The sequence below is a fragment of the Fontisphaera persica genome (assembly GCF_024832785.1).
In the GTDB taxonomy this organism is placed as follows: domain Bacteria; phylum Verrucomicrobiota; class Verrucomicrobiia; order Limisphaerales; family Fontisphaeraceae; genus Fontisphaera; species Fontisphaera persica.
Window position 1 is genome coordinate 3380787 of sequence record NZ_CP116615.1, and the last position, 19662, is coordinate 3400448.

Here is a 19662-nt window from a genome sequence, read left to right on the forward strand (position 1 = left end):
CGCCATGAGGCTTGGCATCATCTTCATCTGGCTGGCGGGCGAGCTCAGTGCGCTGGCGGCGGCGCCTTGCCGGTTGGAAATTGTGGAGGAAGGCACCGGCTGGCCGGTGCCGCTGGTCGAACTACGCACCACCCACAATGTCCGGTTCGTCAGCGACAACGCCGGCGTAATCGCCTTTGACCTGCCGGAACTGATGGGGCGGGAAACGTGGTTTGACGTGGTGGGCCACGGCTACGAGCGTCCCAAAGATGGTTTCGGCTACCGGGGTGTGCGCTTGACGCCGGAGCCCGGGAAGACGCTGCGCATTGAAGTCCAGCGCACCATCATCGCCCGCCGCTTGGGGCGCCTCACCGGTGCGGGGTTGTTTGCGGAGAGCCAGAAGACCGGGCGCGAGCTGGACTGGGCGGAGTCGGGCGTGCTGGGGTGTGACAGCGTCCAAAACGCGGTGCACCAGGGGCGGCTGTATTGGTTATGGGGTGACACCACCCTGGCGCATTATCCCCTGGGGATATTTCACATGACCGGCGCCACCACGCCCATCCCGGCCCTGACCAACTTCACCCCGCCTCTGCGCCTGCAGTTCGAGCATTTCCGGGATGGGCAGGGGCGGGTCAAGGGACTGGCGCCGATGCCCGGCAGCGGCCCGACCTGGTTGACGGGGCTGGCCAGTTTGCCGGCCCGGGACGGCAGCGCCAAACTGGTGGCCAGTTACTCCAAAATCCGCAATCACCTGGAGGCTTACGAATGGGGCCTGTGTGTGTGGAATGAAGCAAACGCCCAATTCGAGCGGCGCCAGGTGCTCTGGACCAAATCCGAAAAATCGCCCCGCCCGCCCCCGCTGCCGCAGGGGCATCCGGTGTTATGGCGGGATGAACAGGGGGCGGAATGGGTGTTGTTTGGGGACCCTTTCCCGCGGCTGCGTTGCCCAGCCACCTTTGAGGGCTGGCAAGATACCAACACCTGGAAGGAAATCCTTCCGCCCGCCCATCTGGTGTCGGCGGCGGACGGCAAAACGGTCAAACCCCACACCGGCTCCATCGCGTGGCATCCGTGGCGGAAACGATGGGTGACGGTGTTCATGGAGGCGTTTGGCAAACCTTCGGCCTTTGGCGAATTATGGTATGCCGAGGCCGCCTCGCCCTTCGGTCCGTGGGGACCGGCGGTGAAGGTGCTCACGCATGAGAACTACACCTTCTACAACCCGCGCCTCCACATTGAGTTTACCCCGCCCGACTCGCCCATCCTGATTTTTGAAGGCACCTACACCGCCGAGTTTGCGGATAAACCGCAGGTTACCCCGCGCCACAATTACAACCAGGTGCTCTACCGTCTCGATTTGGATGACCCGCGATTGAAACCCGCGCAAGTCGCCCCGTGATTTGCCGCCCCCTCAGGCGCGCGCGCCTTGTTGTTGAATCTGCCGGGTGATTTCCAAGGCCAAATCCAGCGCCCGCTTGGCCATGGCGCCACTCACCGCGGGCTCGCGTCCCGCCTGAGCGCAGCGGACAAAATGCTCCAGCTCCAGCCGCAGCGGTTCGCCTTTTTCAATGGGCACCGGCTCGCGCACGATGCGCCGCCCGGCAAATTCACTCACCAGCGTCGCCTCCTTGCCCGCCAGCAACTTTTTGAGCAGCGAACTCTCCTGCTCCTCCGCGCGGGCCAGCCGGTAGATGAATCCCTCCTGGGCGCGGTAATCGAGCGAAATGTAACTGGGCTGCGGCCCGCCGCTGAAGACGCGGATTTTCCGCATCCGCTCGGGGCTGACGCGGCTGACGGTGAGGTTGGCCACGCAGCCGTTGGCAAAGCGCAGGCGGGCATTGGCAATGTCCTCGGTTTGGCTGAGCACGGAGACACCGACGGCGTCCACCGCCGTCACGGGCGAAGGCACAAAGGCCAGCACGACATCCAAGTCATGAATCATCAGGTCGAGCACCACCCCAATGTCCATGCTCCGTTTGGGATACGGCGAAAGGCGATGCGTCTCGATGAAGCGCGGCTCGGTGGCAGCCTTTTGCAGGTAGGCAAACACGGGATTAAACCGCTCCACGTGGCCCACCTGCAGAATGCAATGGCGCCGCGCGGCCAGTTCCACCAGCTCGGCGGCCTGCGCGGCCTGGTCCGTCATCGGTTTTTCCACCAGACAATGGCGGCCGGCCTCCAACGCCTGACGGGCCAGGGCATAATGGGTGACTGTGGGGGTGACAATGCTCAGGGCCTCAGCGGCGGCCAGGGCGGCTTCCACCGAAGCCAGCACCGGCACGCCGCATTTGGCCGCCACCTGCGCGGCCACCTCGCGGTGGGTATCATAAACACCCACCAACTCCACCATGCCGGCCGCGGCCAGCTCGGCGTAAATACGGGCGTGTTCCTTGCCGAGCGCCCCGGTGCCCACAACGGCCACTTTAAGTTTCTTCATCCCGCGCAGGAGCGTAATCCGGCCTCCGCCGGCTGGCAAGGCGCTGGAAGCAAGGCCAGAGAAAAGGACTCGCCTTGCTTATAAAAAGCGCGCTGTTCCCCTGTTACGCCCCACTCCCGGCGGCTCGACTCGTGCTTACGGCGTGGCCGTGGGGCTGGCCTCCACAATCTCGTAGAGCTTGCCGTCCAGGACAATTTGCAAATTCGCGCCCAGGCTGAACCACGCCGCGGTTTGTGGATATTTGCGCAACAACTCAAAGTATTCCGGCGATGCAAACACAATTTTGATGGGCGTTTGGTCTTTGAGCTTTTGCGCTTCGGCATCCACCCATTGCGCGCCATTCTGGTAGAAGGTGCGACCGCCGACAAAGCGGGAGACGGCGGCGAATTGCTGGGCGGCCAGGGCGGCTTGTTCTGGTGACGCCGGCTGGCCGCGCACCATGCCACCGCCAGCCGCGCCGGGGACGGCCATGGGCGCCGCCCGCAGGACAGCCCGGCCACTATAAAGCATGGCGTCGTGGGCACGCTCGGCGCTCTTGAGACTGGCAGAGGCCTGCGCCCCCGCCACCGCCAGGTCACCCGCCCGCTGGCGGCGGCCTTCTTCGTAGGCCAGGGAAAGCTCGCGCTGCGCCGCCCGGTCTTCAGCCAGCCAGCGCATGGTTTGCTGGGTGGCGGCCACGTTGCGGCGCTGCTCATCCTCCACAATCAAATAAGCCGTGTACGGCGTGACGATGCCATACCGCCGCGCCAGCTCGGTGACTTCATCCTTCAATTCCTTGTTCTCGCCGCGCAACCGGATTTCATCCAACAAGAAGCCCACCCGGCGCGTGGCCCAGAGGCGGGGGATAAAATCGTGGTCTTCGCTCTCCGCAAACTTGACGGGGAAGGTAAAACGCCGGGGTTGTCCCTTCATCTGGCCCTCGAGGATGATGGTCACCGCCCCCTGGCCCTCAAAGCGTCCCGCCACCACGACTTGGTCGCCGCGAAACACATCGGGCAGCGGGCTGGGATGCACTTGCCGCACCTTGACCGGACCATCAAAGGTGAGGGTGGGATTGGTCAGTACTGGCTCGCTAATCTTGGCGTAAAACTGGGAGAGCTTCACCTCCAAATCCTCCTCGGGCAAAACATACTGGCTGGCAGCGCGGGTGTTTTCTGCCAGTAAATCCAGCAAATGCGTGTTCACATCGGTGCCGATGCCAAAGCAAAACACGCGCGTCACCCCTTCCCGCGCCTTGAGCGCGCTCTTGAGAATGGCCTCCGCATCCGTCTCGCCCACCGTGGGCTGGCCGTCCGTCAGGAAAATGACCAGAAACGGCCGCTGGTCGCCCGCCGGCTTTTTGCGCAGGGCCTGCAGCAGCGCATCATGAATGGCCGTGCCCCCCGCCGCGCGCAAACCGTTGATGAACTCCTGCGCCTTCTGGCGATGCTCCTTGTTGGCCGGCTTCAGCTCCTGAAACAGCGCCTCGGTTTCCGTGGCAAAGCGAATCACATCAAAGCGGTCCTCCTCATTCAGATTCTCCACGCAATAACGCAGCGCCTTCCGCGCCTGCTCCATCTTGGCGCCTGACATGGAGCCGGAGGTATCTACCACAAAGAGAATGTCTTTGGGCGCAGGTTTTTCCTTGCCGCTCTCCGGCGGCGGAGACAGCAACGCGAGGAAGAAACCTTCTTCGCCCGCCCGCCGGTGGGTCAACAGGCTCACACCAAATTCGCCTTCCTCCACGGAATAATACAGTTGGAAATCGGTGTCCGGCTTGACCTGGGTGGCCTCATGGCCAATCACCGCCCGGCGGGCGCCGTCGCGCTTGATTTCCACCTTGTGACTGGGGGAATACAACGTCTTGAGCGGGCGCGTGGTTTCCAGAGTGAGTTTGAAACTGAGGTTCTTTACGGGCGCGGCGGAAAATTTTTCCGTGGACAACGGCAGGGTGTAGGCCACCAGGCCGGCATCGGCCTTGAGCAACTGTTGATAAGTGACGGTGATGCGCTTTTTGCCGTGGGGTTCAATGGGAAAAATACGCACTTTGTACAAATCGCGCCCGGCGTACTCCAGGAGAGCCGGGTCCCGCAAGCGGCGTACAATATCCTCATAAATGCCCCTGGCCTTGTCCGCCGCCAGCAACTCGGCTTCCATCGGTTTGCCATTGATGTCCATGGTGAATTTGCGGAGCTGCGCCCCGCGCGGCACCGGAAACAGGAATGTCCCCTCCAACTGCCGCGCATTGGGGTTGTAAAACTCCTGTTCCACCGTGGTCACCGCCACCTGGTCCTTGATGGTGATGTCCGCCCGCGTGGCCGTAATCTCCAGCGGCGCCCACACCGGCGGCGGAAGCGGCCGCGGCGGCCGCGGCGGGGGCGGGTAGGGGGGGTACGGCGGAGGCCAGATGATGGGGCGAGTCCAGAAATCCGGCTCATGCACGATGATTAATCCGGCGGCGCGGCCGGGCATAACCGCCGGCAGAGTCAATCCCAATACCAGGGCCAATAGCGCTGCGCGTTTCATACAATGCATTAGACCACTTTCAGAAAAATTTGCTCCACCTTCCCCAAACCCTCCCCAAGACGGACTTCATCCTTGCCTGCTGCCCCGGCTGGGTTCCCTCTCTCACTTGGCCATTGCACGGCTGGGGCGGATTGTTTAGCTTCAAGTCCGATGTGTGCACGGCTGCGGAGCTGGTTCAGGCGTGCCTGGCCGCTGTTCCTATTGGCGGTGGCGGGCGGCTGGGGGTGTTTTCCCCCGACCGACTCGGCCTTGGACGAGGCCAAGGAGCCGTACTACGTGCTCGGCCTGCGCAAACTGGGAAGCTTTGACTACAAGGGCGCAGTCGAGGCTTTTGAGAAGGCGGTCGAGGCCAACCCGCGCTCGGCCTCGGCGCATTTCCAACTGGGAGTGCTTTACGAGCAGAAAATTGCCGAGGAAAACTCCTACGCCATCGCCATTTACCATTACAATAAATTCCTCCAACTGCGCCCGCGCTCGGCCCATGCGGAAATCGTCAAACAGCGCATCATTGCCTGCAAACAGGAGCTGGCCAAACCCATCGCGCTGGCCCCCGGCGCCCAATCGGTCTTGCGGGACATTGAACGGCTGAAAGTGGAAAATGCCCAGTTGCGCAGCCAGTTGGAAGCCTGGGTGGCCTACGCCACCAACCGCGCCGCCCTGGCGCCACCGCCCGTGGCGCCGTCACCCATGCCTCCCGGCACTTCCACGCCCGCGGCAACCAATCCGCCGACGACGGTGTCCCACCCCCTTGCGCCCAGCCCCTCGGTGGCCACCAACCGCCCCTCCGCCATGCGCACCCACAAGGTGCAAGCCAATGAAACCCCCGCCGCCATTGCCCGCAAATATGGCATCTCCTTGCGCGCCTTGATGGATGCCAACCCGGGCGTGGACGCCCGCCGCCTGAAAATCGGCCAGGTGCTCAACATCCCGCCGTCCTGACCCCGCCCCCCTCCATGAGGCCGCGCCCTTTTTTCCTCCTGGTTCTGGCGTTCTGGCTGGTCATGAATTTTTTGTTGTTTCGCGCCGAGTTCGGCAGCGGCCGCCAGACGGGCATTCCCGTGGCGCCCCAGGCCGTGTGGCAGCGCATCATCACCGCCGCCGACAGCTCCTCGCTGGAAATCATCCACCAGGGCCGCAAATATGGCGTCTGCCGCTGGACGGCCACCGTGGCCGAGCAACGCCCGCCGGAAGAAATGGGGGGGCGTGAAAACGCGCCCGAAGGCATGGTGCGGCGCATTACCGGCTACACCCTGGATTTTGACGGCAACCTCATGCTGCGCGAGCTGGGGCAGAATGTGCGTTTCTTTTTCCGGCTTCATCTCTCCACCAATTACACCTGGCGCGACCTCCGCCTGCGCACGCAGCTCAAGCCCGACGTGTACGAAATCCACGCCGACGCCGAGGCCCAGCAGTTGACGGTGCGCCTGAGCGACGGCGACCACGAAGCCGCCTACGCCTACACTTTCGACGAACTGCGCGACCCCCGCCGCCTGCTGCAGGACTTTGAAGTGCCCCTGCCGGTGGCCTGGCTGTTGAACACCATTGAACCCACCGACCCCGCTGCGGCCACCTTCCGCCTGGGGCTGGAGTGGGAGGCCCGCCATGACGTGCTGCCCCTTGGCCGGTCCCGCATGAAGGTGTATCGTTTGCAGGCGCGGGTGCTCGACCGTTATTACCTGGTGGTCTATGTCAGCCGCGCCGGGGAAATCATGCGCGTGGATTTGCCGGGCAACGTTTCCCTGGTCAACTACGTGCTGAGCGGCACCTAACCGCCGGAAACGCTGCCTTGTCTGCATGATTGAGCTGGTGCATCTGGTGAAAAAGTTTGGCGACCTCGTCGCCGTCAATGACATTTCCCTCACCGTGCCGCGCGGCGAATTCTTTGCCGTCCTGGGGCCGAACGCCGCCGGCAAAACCACCACCATCAAGATGCTCACCGGCCTCATCAAACCCACCAGCGGCTGCGCCCGCATCAGCGGCTTTGACGTCCAACAGCAACCCTTGGAAGCCCGCCGCCGCCTGGCCTATGTGCCGGACTTTCCCTTCCTCTACGAAAAACTCACGCCTTGGGAATTCCTGCGATTCATCGGCCAGTTGTTTCTCATGCCCCCCGCCGAACTGGACCACAAGGCGCGGGCGCTGGTGGCCCGGTTTCAACTGGAAGAATACCTGCACAAACCCATCGAAGGACTGTCCCACGGGACCCGCCAGCGCACCGCCATCGCCGCCGCCCTCCTCCATGACCCCGAGGTGTTTGTGATTGACGAACCCATGGTGGGGCTGGACCCCCACCATGCCCGCATCGTCAAAGACACCCTCAAAGAACGCTCCCTGCAGGGCATGACTGTCTTCGTCTCCACCCACCAGCTTAGCGTGGCCGAGGAAATCGCCGACCGCATCGGCATCATCCACCAGGGCCGCCTCATTGCGGTGGGCACGGCGGAAGAATTGCGGAAAAAGAGCGGCGCGGACGGCCCGCTCGAAGACGCCTTCCTGGCGCTGACCGAAGCCAGCAACCATGCCCAGTAACCCCCTCCTCCCTGCCCCGCGCCTAGAAGGATGAAAGGCAACCCTTCCACGCCGTAATCATCAAAAGCGGGTCAAAAAACCATCGGCGTGAAAAAGGATATCCCGCGGCCAGCTTGGCCGCAGCGATGAGTTCAGCTTGTTGCTTTTCAGTTTGAGGAATACTCCTGAATGTGGTTTAAGAGAGTCCAATGAACTTTGACAGCGTGATTGCAGATTTGGATGCCCGCACGGCTGAAGCAGTGGCATTCTATTGGCAGACACGCCAGCGGCAAGCGTCGAAGGAGGCGCCGCGAGATAAAAGCACTCAAGGCCGCCGCCCTGCGGTCACTGGTGGCGCCCAGATGGATCGCTTCCTGGAGTTCATTGCAGATTACCTGATAAAGGTCGGCATTCCGCCATGCTCGATTCATTTTGAAAGCCGGCTGGAATTACCCGGTTTCTTTCGCCCCACCAAGAAGTGGGACCTTGTGGTGGTCAAGAATGACCAGTTATTGGTCGCGCTTGAAGCGAAGTCCCAAGTCGGCTCTTTTGGGAACAACTTCAATAACCGCACCGAGGAGGCGATGGGCTCGGCCCTCGATCTTTGGACCGCATTCCGGGAAAGGGCCTTCAACCCCTCAGTGTCGCCTTGGTTGGGGTACCTCTTTCTCCTGCAGGATTGCGAGGCATCGCGCCGCGCAGTCATGACGGAAGAGCCGCATTTTCCGGTTTTCCCAGAATTCAAGAACTCCTCTTACGCCACGCGATACGAGTGGTTTTGCCGGAAGCTGGTGCGCGAGCGGCATTACACCGCCTCCGCTTTCTTGCTCTCCAAAGACGATCAGGGCCGCAACGGGCAATACACCCAGCCAGCATCTGATTTGACGATCCAGCATTTCATGCGGTCCCTTCTTGGCCATGCAATCGCACACGTTTAATTCGGGATCAACCGTCCAAAAGCTGGTGCTGGGCGATGCTCGGCGGCTTCAGTTTATTGATGACGAGAGCGTTCACCTGGTGGTGACCTCGCCTCCCTACTGGAACCTCAAGCGTTACAACGAGCATCCGGAACAGCTTGGCCATGTCCAGGATTATGAGGTTTTCCTGCAAGAATTGAACAAGGTTTGGCAGGAGGTTTATCGCATCCTCGTGCCCGGGGGACGACTGGTTTGCGTGGTGGGCGACGTGTGCGTTTCACGCCGAACCTTTGGACGTCATGTGGTCTTTCCGCTGCATGCGGATATTTGCGTGGCCTGCCGCCGATTGGGCTTCGACAACCTCAATCCCATCATCTGGCATAAAATCGCCAATGCCTCATATGAGGCCAACGGCAATGGCGCGGGTTTTCTGGGCAAGCCGTATGAGCCAAACGCGATCATCAAGAATGACATTGAGTTCATTTTGATGCAGCGCAAACCGGGGGGATACCGGCAGCCAACCCAGGAGCAACGCGAGAAAAGCAAACTTTCCAAGGAAGAATACGGCGCCTGGTTTCGTCAAATATGGAGTCTCACCGGCGCCTCCACGCGCGAACACCCCGCGCCTTTTCCCTACGAACTTGCTTATCGTCTGATACGCATGTTCTCCTTCCACGGCGACACGGTTTGCGACCCGTTTTGCGGCACCGGCACCACGCTCCTGGCAGCCGCCAAGACCGAACGCCACGGCATCGGCGTCGAGATTGATGTCAACTACGTGCGCTTGGCGGCCCGGCGCCTTAAGCACGAACTAGGCGGACTTTTTGACCAAACCTCCTTGCAATGCTACCGCGTGGAGGCTGCCGAAGTCGTTCAACTCCGCGAAGACCCTGGCACCTACCGCATTTCTAAAACCACCCAAAAGGCAGCAGGTGGAGTTGATTAACAAGATTTCGAGGTTCCGCGTTGCGCCTTGAATTAAGGGCGCTTGCGGGGACCTAATCCAGGCCAGCGGGGGCCTTGCCGAGCGAATTGTCTGGTCTCCGCCGCACAAACAATATAAGGAGTGCCTTTATGCCACATTCATTCCGACACAGCGCTGGTTTTGGCAAACGGATCGAATACTGGGTTATTGGCCGAATGCTCAAAGAAGGCTTGGACGTTTATGTGCCGCTGGTTGACGACGACGCCATTGACGCGGTTATTCGCAGGAAAGACGGCTCTTTCATTACGGTGCAGATCAAAGCTCGCTCGAAAGATATAAAGGACGGCGATGCCGCTCTCTTCTCCGCCATCCCCCATGAGCTCCGCGACAATTACTGGTTTGTCTTCTATGCGGAAAGGATGGATATGATGTGGATCATGTCGTCGGAAGAATTTATCGCTGAGTCAGTGCAGAACAAAACTGGCAAGTATGTTGGTAGTCGCAGTATCTGGTTTAATGGCAGGCGGCGAGACCCCGCCACCGGCATTCCTCGCGAATACTGCAAAGCTCAGTTTGAAAAGTATATCGCGACAGATTTCAGCCGCCTTCACTGATTTTCACTTGCCGCATTTTCCTCACGGCAATTGTCCGCCCCTTGTTCCCGACCGCGTAGCACAGTGCATCGGCGCAATCGTCACCCCCCTGGCCCGGCCCCCGCTTTTCCGTTGCCAAAACCCGGCTGTTTCCTTTAGGCTGCGTACGATGCGAACCGTTTGGGCCGCGCCTGAAACTACGACGACGACCGCCTAAGGGTTCACGGTGAAGCCCGCCGTGAACTCCCACGCCTCGCACTGAACGTCCGAGGCGTTTTTGTTTGGCCGCCCGGTCTCGCTGCGGGCAGAAGGATTGATATGGCAGAGCAAACACCAACTGGCGAACGCAAAAGTCTGGAGCAACGGCAGCAAATGTCCGAGCTGGAGCGGCTGCGGCACTCCTGCGCCCATGTCATGGCCACCGCCATCCTGCGGCTCTGGCCCGATGCCCAGTTTGCCTACGGACCCCCGGTGGACAACGGCTTTTACTATGATTTGGAATGCGCCCACCGCATCACGCCGGAGGATTTCCCCAAAATCGAGGAGGAAATGCGCAAGGAAATCAAAGCCAACCACCCCTTTGAGAAAATCGTGGTGACCCGGGAGCAGGCCCTCCAGGATGCGCAAAGCGGGCGGCTCGGTGCCTTGAGCGAGCGCCCCGGCCAGCCCAGCAAGTTCAAGCTGGATTTGCTCCAGCAGATTCCCGAGGGCGAGCCCATTTCCTACTACAAAAACGGCGACTTCATTGATTTGTGCGCCGGCCCGCATGTCATGCGCACCGGCAACATCGGCGCCTTCAAACTCACCAGCGTGGCCAGCGCGTATTACAAGGGCGACGAGCGGAATCCGCAGCTCCAGCGCATCTATGGCACCGCCTTCAAAAACAAGACCCAGCTTGAGGAGTGGCTCAAGATGCAGGAGGAGGCCAAGAAACGCGACCACCGCAAAATTGGCACGGAAATGGGCCTGTTTTTCATGGACCCGGAATACACCGGCCCCGGCATGCCCCTGTGGCTGCCCAAGGGCACAGTGCTGGTGGAGGAGCTGGAAAAACTGGCCAAGGAAACGGAATTTGCCGCCGGCTACGTCCGCGTGCGCACCCCGCATGTGGCCCGCGAGAAAATGTACCTCACCAGCGGCCATCTGCCCTACTACGCCGAAAGCATGTTTCCGCCCATGGAATTGAAGGGGGACGAGGCGGACCAGGAAGGGGCGGAGGCGGCCGCCCATCGCTATTATCTCAAGGCCATGAACTGCCCGCATCATCACCGCATTTTTGCGGCGGAGCCGCGCAGCTACCGGGATTTGCCGCTGCGGCTGGCAGAGTACGGCTGCTGCTACCGCTACGAGCAGTCGGGCGAATTGTTTGGCCTGATGCGCGTGCGCTCCCTCAACATGAACGACGCGCACATCTACTGCACCGAAGAACAATTCGCGGACGAGTTCAAGGCCGTGAATGACATGTACCTCAAGTACTTCAAGATTTTCGGCCTGGAAAAATATGTGATGCGCTTCAGCACGCACGACCCCGCCCGCCTGGGGCAGAAGTTTGTGAATGAGCCGGAGCTGTGGCTCAAAACCGAGGCCATGGTGCGGCGCGTGTTGCAGGAAAGCGGCATCAACTACGTGGAAGTGCCCAATGAGGCCGCCTTCTACGGCCCCAAAATTGATGTGCAGGTCTGGAGCGCCATCGGGCGCGAGTTCACCATCGCCACCAATCAGGTGGATTTTGCCGTGCCCAAGCGCTTTGGCCTGGAGTACCGCGACCGCGACAACTCCATGAAGACCCCCCTCTGCATCCATCGCGCCCCGCTGGGCACGCATGAGCGGTTCATCGGATTTTTGATTGAGCATTACGCCGGCAACTTTCCCCTCTGGCTCGCGCCGGAACAGGTGCGCGTGCTGCCGGTAACCGAGGCGCAAATGGAGTATGGGCGCAGCCTGGTGCAGGAGTTGCGCGGCCACCAGGTCCGTGCCGAGCTGGAGTTCAGCAACGACAAACTCATGGGCCGCATCCAGCGCGCCGAGGAAGCCCGCGCCCATCACATCCTGGTGGTGGGCGCCAAGGAACAGGCCGCCCAAGCCGTGGCCGTGCGCGTCCACGGCAAAGGCCAGCAGGGCGTCAAACCCCGCGCAGAAGTGGTGCGGGACATCCTGGAAAAAATTAAAACGCGCGCCGCCGATTGAAAGGGCTCCCGGGTACGGCTCGCCGTTTGAATTGCCCACCCCTCCCGCACCGGAGGCCGGGCACCACCCGGCCCTGGCCAGGCGGCCGGCGGCCCTTTGATTTGAGTCAAGGTTTTCGGCCGGCCAACCGATAAGCTACAATAAACGTTCAATATTATGAAAAAGCACTGGGTAATGATTGCTGCAGTGGTGGTCTGGTTGGGCGCCGGCATTGCCGCCCGGGCCGCAGGAGCGGCCGGCGCAACCCATCCCGGCCTGGTCAATCAATGGTTGCGCGAGCAATCGCCCGCCGCCGAAAAATGGGACCTCGGCGCGCAATTTCGCCTGCGTTACGAAGTCAAGGAAAACGCCGGCGTTTTCGCCAATCGTGATTTCCTGCGGAACCTGGCCAATGACAACGACTGGCTGCTCTTCCGCAGCAAGGTGCATCTCGGCTGGACCCCCTGCGATTGGATCACCCTCTTTGGCCAGGGCCGTGACAGCACCGTCCACAGTGACGCACGCTCCCCTTCGCCCGACCGTGACCGTTTCGACCTGCATCAGGCCTGGGTCACCCTCGGCAATCCCAAGGCCTTCCCCCTGACCCTCAAAGTGGGCCGCCAGGAAATGGTTTACGGCGACGAGCGCTTCGTCGGCGCGAGCGACTGGAGCAACGTCCCTCGCGCCTTTGACGCCGCCAAAGTCCGGCTGCACGGCAGCACCAACTGGTGGGTGGACGCCTGGGCCGGCCGTGTCGTGCTCCCGTATGACCGCCACTTCAACGTGGCCAATGACTACGACTGGTTCTTCGGCCTCTACGCCTCCGCCCGCGGCCTCGTCCCCAAATGGGAAACCGAAGCTTATTTCCTCTCCCGCAACGTCAGCGCCGGCTCGCCCACCGCCGTTACCCCCACCGTGGGCGGGCCAGGACCGCGCGACCTCTACATGCCGGGGGTTCGTGTCAAATCCCTGCCCGGCGCCTATGGACCGTGGGATTTCTCCCTCGAGCTGGCCGGGCAGTTGGGTAGCATCAACCAGGCGGGTACGCGCCGCGACCTCTCTGCTTTCGGTGGCGGCGTCAGCGGCGGTTATACCTTCAAAGACACCTGGGCCAGCCCCCGCCTGGGGCTGGGCTTCGATTTTGGCACCGGCGATGACCACCCCGCTGACGGCGAGGTGAACACCTTCCAAAACCTCTTTGGCACCAACCACCGCTTTTACGGCACCATGGACTTGTTTGGCGGCTGGAACATGTACATCCCACGCGCCAACCTGACCCTCAAACCCATCAAAAACCTGACCCTCACCTCCGAAGTGCTCTGGTTCTTCCTGGCCAATGACCAGGACCTCCTCTACACCGTGACCGGCGCCGGCCGGGTGGGCAATGGCTACGGCATCAACACCCAGGCCGGTCGTTATGTGGGCACCGAAGTGGACATCGTGGCAACTTACAACCCCACCCCTTGGGCCAATCTCCAGGTCGGTTACGGCCATTTCTTCGTGGGCGACTATATCCGCGACACTGCGGCGCTGGTGCCGGCCAACGGCGGCGCCGTGGGCGCCCATTGGTTTTACTTGCAGGCCATCCTGCGGTTTTGACCCCCAGCCCAGTCCTCCGCGTCCTGCCCGGCACTTGACCCCCAAGTGGCGGGGCGCCCCTCATTTGTGATAAAAAATGCCGCAAGGATTGACTGCCATGCAATAAAGCGTTAATGTATAAGACTATTTGTTAAACAAGAATTTGTAGCGGATACTCCGAGAAGCATCTATGGCAAAATCTCAGGTGAAAAAATCAGCCGACAAGGCTGATAAGGGTAAAGTGTCGTCCCATAAAGTAGTTGCGACCCCCTCCAAACCCACCAAGGCCAAAGAGGCCAAACCAGCGGCTTCCGCTTCCGCCAAGGCCAAGGACGGCACGCCCCCGGCCAGGAAGGATGCCAAAAATACGCCGCCCCCGGCTAAAGCAGCCAAAAGCGCCCCCGCTGAGGCCAAAGATAGCACTAAAAAAGCCTCCCCGCACGCCGCAGCCAAGCCTGACCAGAAACCGGCCTCCCCCGCTCCGGTGCCCGCTGTCAAAAAGAGCGCCGCCAAAACCCGGGAAATCCCCACCGAAGACAAGGGGCCGGAGGCGGAAACTCTGTCAGGTGACCTTTCGGGAGACGGCAGCAAACAGTCCCAGACCCTGGACCTGGCCGAAAAAATCAAGGAACTGGTGCGCCTGGCCCAGGAGCAAGGTTACCTGACGTACAACGACATCAACGACGCCCTGCCGGATTCCGTGGTTTCGCCGGAGGAATTGGACGAGATTTACACCAAGCTCCGCAACCTCGAAGTTGAAATTGTGGACCAGGCCGAGGTGGACCGGGTCAAACAACCGGAGCCGGAAGAAGACGACGACAAAAACCGGCTGGACATCCTGGATGACCCGGTGCGGATGTACCTCAAGCAAATGGGGCAGGTGCCTCTCCTCACCCGCGAGCAGGAGGTGGAAATTTCCAAACGCATTGAGGACGCCGAGAACGAGGTCAAACGCATCGTGTACAGCTTCGGCTTCACCGCCAAGGAGCACCTCGCCCTGGCGGAAAAGCTCATCAGCGAGCCGCCCAAGGAGCGGTTTGACCGGGTCATCGTGGACAAAAAGGTGGAGGGCCGCGAACATCACCTCAAGGATTTGCGCCGCCTGGTCAAGGTCGTCCAGGTCATGGACAACGAGGTCCAGGACAAATACCGCGAAATGGTGGCCGCCACCAATCCCGCCAAACGGGAAAAACTGATGAAGGAGTTCAAGAAACTGGACGCCAAGCTCCAGGCCATGCTGCCCAAGTTTTACTATAAACAGAAGGTCATCGAGGAAATCGCCAACGTCGCGGAAAACGTGGTGGACAAGCTGCAGACCTGCCTGCGCACCATCCAGGAACTCGAGGCGCAAAAGAAAAACCCGCAGATTCAGTCCATCCTCCAGGCGGAACTCCGCAAGAAACAGGCGCTGGAGGACATGGTGCGCATGTCCAGCGAGGAATACCTCGAGGCCTTCAAGCAGATGCAGCATTTCAACCGCAAAGCCATGCAGGCCAAAACCGAAATGGTGGAGGCCAACCTGCGCCTGGTCATTTCCATTGCCAAGAAATACACCAACCGCGGCCTGTCTTTTCTGGACCTCATCCAGGAGGGCAACATGGGCCTGATGAAGGCCGTGGAAAAATTCGAGTACCGCCGCGGTTACAAGTTCAGCACCTACGCCACCTGGTGGATTCGCCAGGCCATCACCCGCAGCATCGCGGACCAAGCCCGCACCATCCGCATCCCCGTGCACATGATTGAAACCATCAATAAACTGATGCGGGTGCAAAAACAGCTCGTCCAGGATTTCGGCCGCGAGCCGACGCCGGAGGAAATCGCCGACGAAATGCAAATGCCCGTCGAGCGCGTCCGTGCCGTTCTCAAAATGGCCCAGCAGCCCATCTCCCTGCAATCTCCGGTGGGAGATAGCGATGACACCAATTTCGGCGACTTCATCGAAGATAAAAGCGCGGAAAACCCCTCCGACATGACCAGCTACAGCCTGTTGAAGGAGAAGGTCAACGATGTCCTGGCCAGCCTGACCGAGCGCGAGCGCAAGGTGTTGGAACTGCGCTTTGGCCTGGTGGACGGTTACTCCCGCACGCTCGAAGAAGTGGGCAAGCAATTCAAGGTCACCCGCGAGCGCATCCGCCAAATCGAGGCCAAGGCTCTGCGCAAGATGCGCCATCCCACCCGCCTGCGCCAGTTGCAGGGATTCCTGGAAACCTCCACCCCGGTTTAACCGGCCTTGTGGGGGGGATTACCAGCGGGGGGGGGGACCGCCATCAGGCTGATTTTGCGGCGGGCGGCCAGCGCCTCCATTTCCGCACGCTCCAGGAGCAGTGAGCGGCCGGCTTCCACCGCCAGCACGGCCACGCCGTGCGCGGCGCACACCTCCAGCGTCTGCGGGCCGGCGCAGGGGATGTCAAAGCGAAAGTCATGATGGGCCTTGGCCACCTTGACCGCCACCGCCCCGCCGTCTTTGCCGGCCAGGTCCCCGCCGCGCGCCAGACAGGCGTCCGTGCCCTCAAACCCCTCCACCGCCAGCACCGTCCCTCCTTTCACCACCACCGTCTGTCCTATGTCCAGCCGCGCAATTTCGCGGGCCATCCGATGGCCAAAGGCAACATCCCCCGCCTGCGTGGCCGAGACTTCAGGCCCGGCAATATGCCCGGGCTGCGGAATCAGGCTTTGCAGCCAGGGCGTGGCCTCAATCAATTGCACGCCCTCGCGGGCCAGCTCCTCCGCAATCGCCCCAAAAATGGTGTGGGCATTTTTCTCCTTCAGGCGCATTAGCAGCGTCATGGCCCGCCAGTCGGGCCGCAAATCAAACAGATTCTTCGGCGCAATCTGCCCCACCATCACACAATGGCGCACCCCGCGGCGGGTGAAAGCCTCCAGCATCTTGCCCAACTGCCCCACCCGCAGCCACTCTACCTCGTCCACCAGCTCAGCCAGCGCCGGCTGCGTCTCGCCCTCAAAGGCCACCGCCACCAGTCGCCGGATGCCCGCCGCCCGCGCCTCCCGGGCCAGCACCAGCGGCAATTGGCGATTGCCGGCAATGATTCCCAGCGTGTCCAACGTTTGCGTCACCCCGCCAGTGTAATGCCCCCCCGGAGGAATGTCATGAGCGAATCGCGGCGCATCAAGCTGACACCCGCCTCTATCCATCCCCTCGGCCAGGCGAAAATGATCCCTTGCCTAGTGGCTCGCCTCCCACAGCGCCTGCTATGTTAATGAAGTGGCGTTGGCACTATCTCCCTCTCCCATGGGGAGAGGGCCGGGGGTGAGGGCGTAGCGCAGGCGTCCACGCCTGCGGGTTCACGGAGCCTCCCGGCTCCGTGATTGCAAATTGCCGTCATCAAACAGACGCTTCTGGATGCACCAAAGCCGCCCATCAATTTCTCGTGTGCCTTAACTCAGGCGTCTCGTCCCGCATAGCGGGACAATGCCTGCGTCCCCTAGTCCGGTGGCAATGAATTGAAGCAGGTAAATCATTGGTGTTTCTGTACCTAACTTGTCCTTCTCGCCTGACGGAGCAAACACGCGTCATGAATAATCCGAGGTACTTTAACTATTCCCCTCTCCCCTTGGGAGAGGGCTAGGGTGAGGGGGGCAAAGCCTGTGAGCGAAATTGGTGTATTTCCCTCTCCCTTGGGGAGAGGGCAAAGATAAGAACGTCCAGCGGTTAAGGGAGCCTTCCGGGAATACCACACTTACATGCAAAACCACACCCCCGCAAGACAACGGATTTGCCCAACTCTCACCCTGCACTCGGGACGAGCAATGCAGGGACACCCTCCACCGCGCTTCGCTCCCTCAAACCTCCCGCTGCAAGCGCGCCCCCAATTGCCGCAGACGCTGGTCTATGTGCGCAAACCCCCGGTCAATCTGGATGATGTTTTGAATCACCGACTCCCCCTCCGCGCACAACGCCGCAATCAGCATGGCCATGCCCGCCCGGATGTCCGGACTGTTCAGCCGCGCCCCGCGCAAACGGTCCGGCCCAATCACCACCGCCCGATGAGGATCACACAAAATAATCCGCGCCCCCATGCTAATCAGGCTGTCCGTGAAATACAGCCGCGACTCGTACATCTTCTCATGAATCAGCACCGTCCCCGTGCACTGCGTCGCCGTCACCAGCGCCACCGACGTCAAATCCGCCGGAAACCCCGGCCACGGCGCGTCATCAATCTTGGGCACCGCCCCGCCCCAATCATTGACAATCCGCAGGCTTTGCTCGGCGGGGATGAGCAAATCATCCTCGCCCACGGCTTCGGTGCGCACTCCCAGCCGGTTGAACGCCGAGCGAATCATGCGCAGGTGGGGCACCCCCGCCTGGCGAATCAACAACCGCCCGCGCGTCACCGCCGCCAGCGCAATGAAACTGCCAATCTCCTGATAATCCGGGCCAATCCGGTGATGGCATCCCCGCAGCGCCGGCACGCCGGTGATGCGCAAAACATTGGAGCCAATGCCCTCAATGCGCGCCCCCATCCGGTTGAGCAAATGGCAAACATTTTGCACATGCGGCTCGCTGGCGGCATTGCGCAAAGTGGTTTCCCCCTCCGCCACCGACGCCGCGCACACGGCATTTTCCGTGGCGGTCACACTGGCTTCATCCATCCAGATGTCCGCGCCCCGGAGCCGCCGCGCCGTAATCTCATAGCCCTGGCCGGTGGCGGTAATCTCCGCGCCCAGCTCTTGAAACACCTGCAAATGCGTGTCCAGCCGGCGCCGGCCGATTTTATCCCCGCCCGGCAGCGGCAAAAACACCCGCCCGCACCGCGCCAGCAGCGGTCCCGCCAGCGTCACCGAACCGCGCAACCGCGCGCACAATTCCACCGGCAACTGCGAATTGGGCTCCGCCGCGGCCTGCACCTTCACCGCCTGCCGCCCCGGCTCCTCCTCCACCGACACCCCCACCGCCGCGAGGATGCGCAACATCACGTCCACATCCTCAATGTCCGGCAAATTCTCCAGCCGCACCGGCTCACCCGTCAGGCAACAGGCCGCCAGCGCCGGCAACGCCTCATTTTTATTCCCCTGCGGCGTGACCTCCCCCTGCAGCGGCACGCCGCCCGTCACGCGGAAAACTCCGCCGCGCAAGGCGCCGGCCATAAATCACTTCTCCCGCACCCAGAAATCAATCACCAGCGGCTCCGCCAGCACCGGCTTCACAATGTCCACAAACTTTTGATGCTCCGGATGCACCAGATAGGCGTCCCGGTCCTTCTCCGTGCGGAAGGTGAGAATATAGCAATGCGTGAAACCTTTGTTCAGATTCTCGGGGCTGACATTCACCCCGCTCTCAAACGAAACAATCCCCGGAATGGATTTCTTCAGCGCCCGAAACGCCGCCTCCACCCGCTCAATCTCCGCCGCGGAAACCGTCTCCTTGTATTTGAATATCACCACGTGCCGCAACAGCCCTTTCTTGGGGGAGTCCGCCGCCTGGACATTCATCACCGCGGCCAGCATCAGCGCGGCCGCCCACAGGAAGAAACTGCGTTTCATCATAATGCGTATCGTTTCGGTATGATGCCGGCCAAAGTAAGCCACCCACCCCGCCAAAGCAACCGCAAATCCCAGAAAAAGCCAAACCTCGCACCCCCGCCAATTTGCCCAACCGCCAACCAGGCAAACTCAACCATCCTGTCTCCCCCTTCCAGCAACTCCCCGGCCGAACAAGCGAAAGTATCGCAGGCGTTCCACATGCTGCACCAATGGGCGAAAGTGGGTGTAGCGCAGGCGTCCCCCCATGTAGCGCAGGCGTCCTCGCCTGCGGGTTCACGGAGCCTCCCGGCTCCGTGATTGCAGAATTGCCGAAGTCAAACAGACGCGCATGTAAGCACCAGTCCGTGCGCCAATCCTTTCTGTGCCGCAACGCAGATGTCCTCGTCCCGCAAAGCGGGATTCAGCCTGCGTCTTGCAGGCGGGGGGCAAAGGATGAATGAGTTTTTACTGCGGCTGACGTTTCCCTCATCTTCATCTCGGCCTGCAGCTAACAAAAGCGGGCGAAAAAATCCCACAACGCCCATTAACAGTTCCCTTCTCCCCGTGGGAGAG

15 protein-coding genes are annotated in these 19662 nt (G+C 61.3%); 10 read left to right on the plus strand and 5 right to left on the minus strand.

Going from position 1 to position 19662, the window contains the following annotated elements; all coding sequences use genetic code 11:
* Nucleotides 1–4 precede the first annotated feature (4 nt).
* Complete coding sequence (locus NXS98_RS12650; RefSeq protein ID WP_283845371.1) at nt 5–1378, plus strand: hypothetical protein; 1374 nt, start codon at nt 5–7, stop codon at nt 1376–1378.
* Between the two features lie 12 nt (nt 1379–1390).
* On the opposite strand, the gene NXS98_RS12655 is transcribed toward NXS98_RS12650, so the two are convergent.
* Together NXS98_RS12655 and NXS98_RS12660 are read right to left on the minus strand one after the other, a co-directional pair.
* Entirely contained in the window at nt 1391–2416 is a 1026-nt protein-coding gene (locus NXS98_RS12655; protein ID WP_283845372.1) for a Gfo/Idh/MocA family protein, read from the minus strand.
* Between the two features lie 135 nt (nt 2417–2551).
* Complete coding sequence (locus NXS98_RS12660; protein WP_283845373.1) at nt 2552–4921, minus strand: VIT domain-containing protein; 2370 nt, start codon at nt 4919–4921, stop codon at nt 2552–2554.
* A gap of 150 nt (nt 4922–5071) precedes the next feature.
* Here NXS98_RS12660 and NXS98_RS12665 point away from each other — a divergent pair, with 150 nt between their 5' ends.
* The 9 genes from NXS98_RS12665 (at nt 5072) to rpoD (ending at nt 15832) form a co-directional block, all read left to right on the plus strand.
* Nucleotides 5072–5860, plus strand: a complete 789-nt coding sequence (locus NXS98_RS12665) for a LysM peptidoglycan-binding domain-containing protein (protein WP_283845374.1) — start codon at nt 5072–5074, stop codon at nt 5858–5860.
* 62 nt (nt 5861–5922) lie between these two features.
* Entirely contained in the window at nt 5923–6690 is a 768-nt protein-coding gene (locus tag NXS98_RS12670) for a hypothetical protein (protein ID WP_283845375.1), read from the plus strand.
* Between the two features lie 25 nt (nt 6691–6715).
* Nucleotides 6716–7450 carry an ABC transporter ATP-binding protein gene (locus tag NXS98_RS12675; protein WP_283845376.1) on the plus strand — a complete coding sequence of 245 codons (735 nt, stop codon included), beginning with the start codon at nt 6716–6718 and terminating at the stop codon, nt 7448–7450.
* A 188-nt stretch (nt 7451–7638) separates the two neighbouring features.
* Nucleotides 7639–8367 (plus strand): PaeR7I family type II restriction endonuclease, encoded by a 729-nt coding sequence (locus NXS98_RS12680; protein ID WP_283845377.1) that lies wholly within the window; start codon nt 7639–7641, stop codon nt 8365–8367.
* Nucleotides 8348–9292 (plus strand): DNA-methyltransferase, encoded by a 945-nt coding sequence (locus NXS98_RS12685; protein WP_283845378.1) that lies wholly within the window; start codon nt 8348–8350, stop codon nt 9290–9292. Before NXS98_RS12680 ends, NXS98_RS12685 begins: the two co-directional genes overlap by 20 nt.
* Before the next feature lie 194 nt (nt 9293–9486).
* Complete coding sequence (locus tag NXS98_RS12690; RefSeq protein ID WP_343214098.1) at nt 9487–9885, plus strand: hypothetical protein; 399 nt, start codon at nt 9487–9489, stop codon at nt 9883–9885.
* Between the two features lie 297 nt (nt 9886–10182).
* A complete protein-coding gene (gene thrS, locus NXS98_RS12695) occupies nt 10183–12051 on the plus strand; it encodes a threonine--tRNA ligase (protein ID WP_283845380.1) in 1869 nt (622 codons plus the stop codon).
* 156 nt (nt 12052–12207) lie between these two features.
* Nucleotides 12208–13629: an alginate export family protein gene (locus NXS98_RS12700; RefSeq protein ID WP_283845381.1), complete on the plus strand. Its 1422-nt coding sequence runs from the start codon at nt 12208–12210 to the stop codon at nt 13627–13629.
* 220 nt (nt 13630–13849) lie between these two features.
* Nucleotides 13850–15832, plus strand: a complete 1983-nt coding sequence (rpoD, locus tag NXS98_RS12705; protein WP_425499908.1) for an RNA polymerase sigma factor RpoD — start codon at nt 13850–13852, stop codon at nt 15830–15832.
* Here the strand turns inward: rpoD and NXS98_RS12710 are convergent.
* From NXS98_RS12710 to NXS98_RS12720, 3 genes are all read right to left on the minus strand, one after another.
* Nucleotides 15829–16683 (minus strand): LpxI family protein, encoded by an 855-nt coding sequence (locus NXS98_RS12710; RefSeq protein WP_283845383.1) that lies wholly within the window; start codon nt 16681–16683, stop codon nt 15829–15831. The genes rpoD and NXS98_RS12710 overlap by 4 nt on opposite strands.
* Before the next feature lie 726 nt (nt 16684–17409).
* On the minus strand, nt 17410–18702 hold the full coding sequence (gene murA / locus NXS98_RS12715) for a UDP-N-acetylglucosamine 1-carboxyvinyltransferase (protein WP_283848172.1): 1293 nt from the start codon (nt 18700–18702) through the stop codon (nt 17410–17412).
* A gap of 15 nt (nt 18703–18717) precedes the next feature.
* A complete protein-coding gene (locus tag NXS98_RS12720; RefSeq protein WP_283845384.1) occupies nt 18718–19113 on the minus strand; it encodes a Dabb family protein in 396 nt (131 codons plus the stop codon).
* Between the last annotated feature and the right edge of the window lie 549 nt (nt 19114–19662).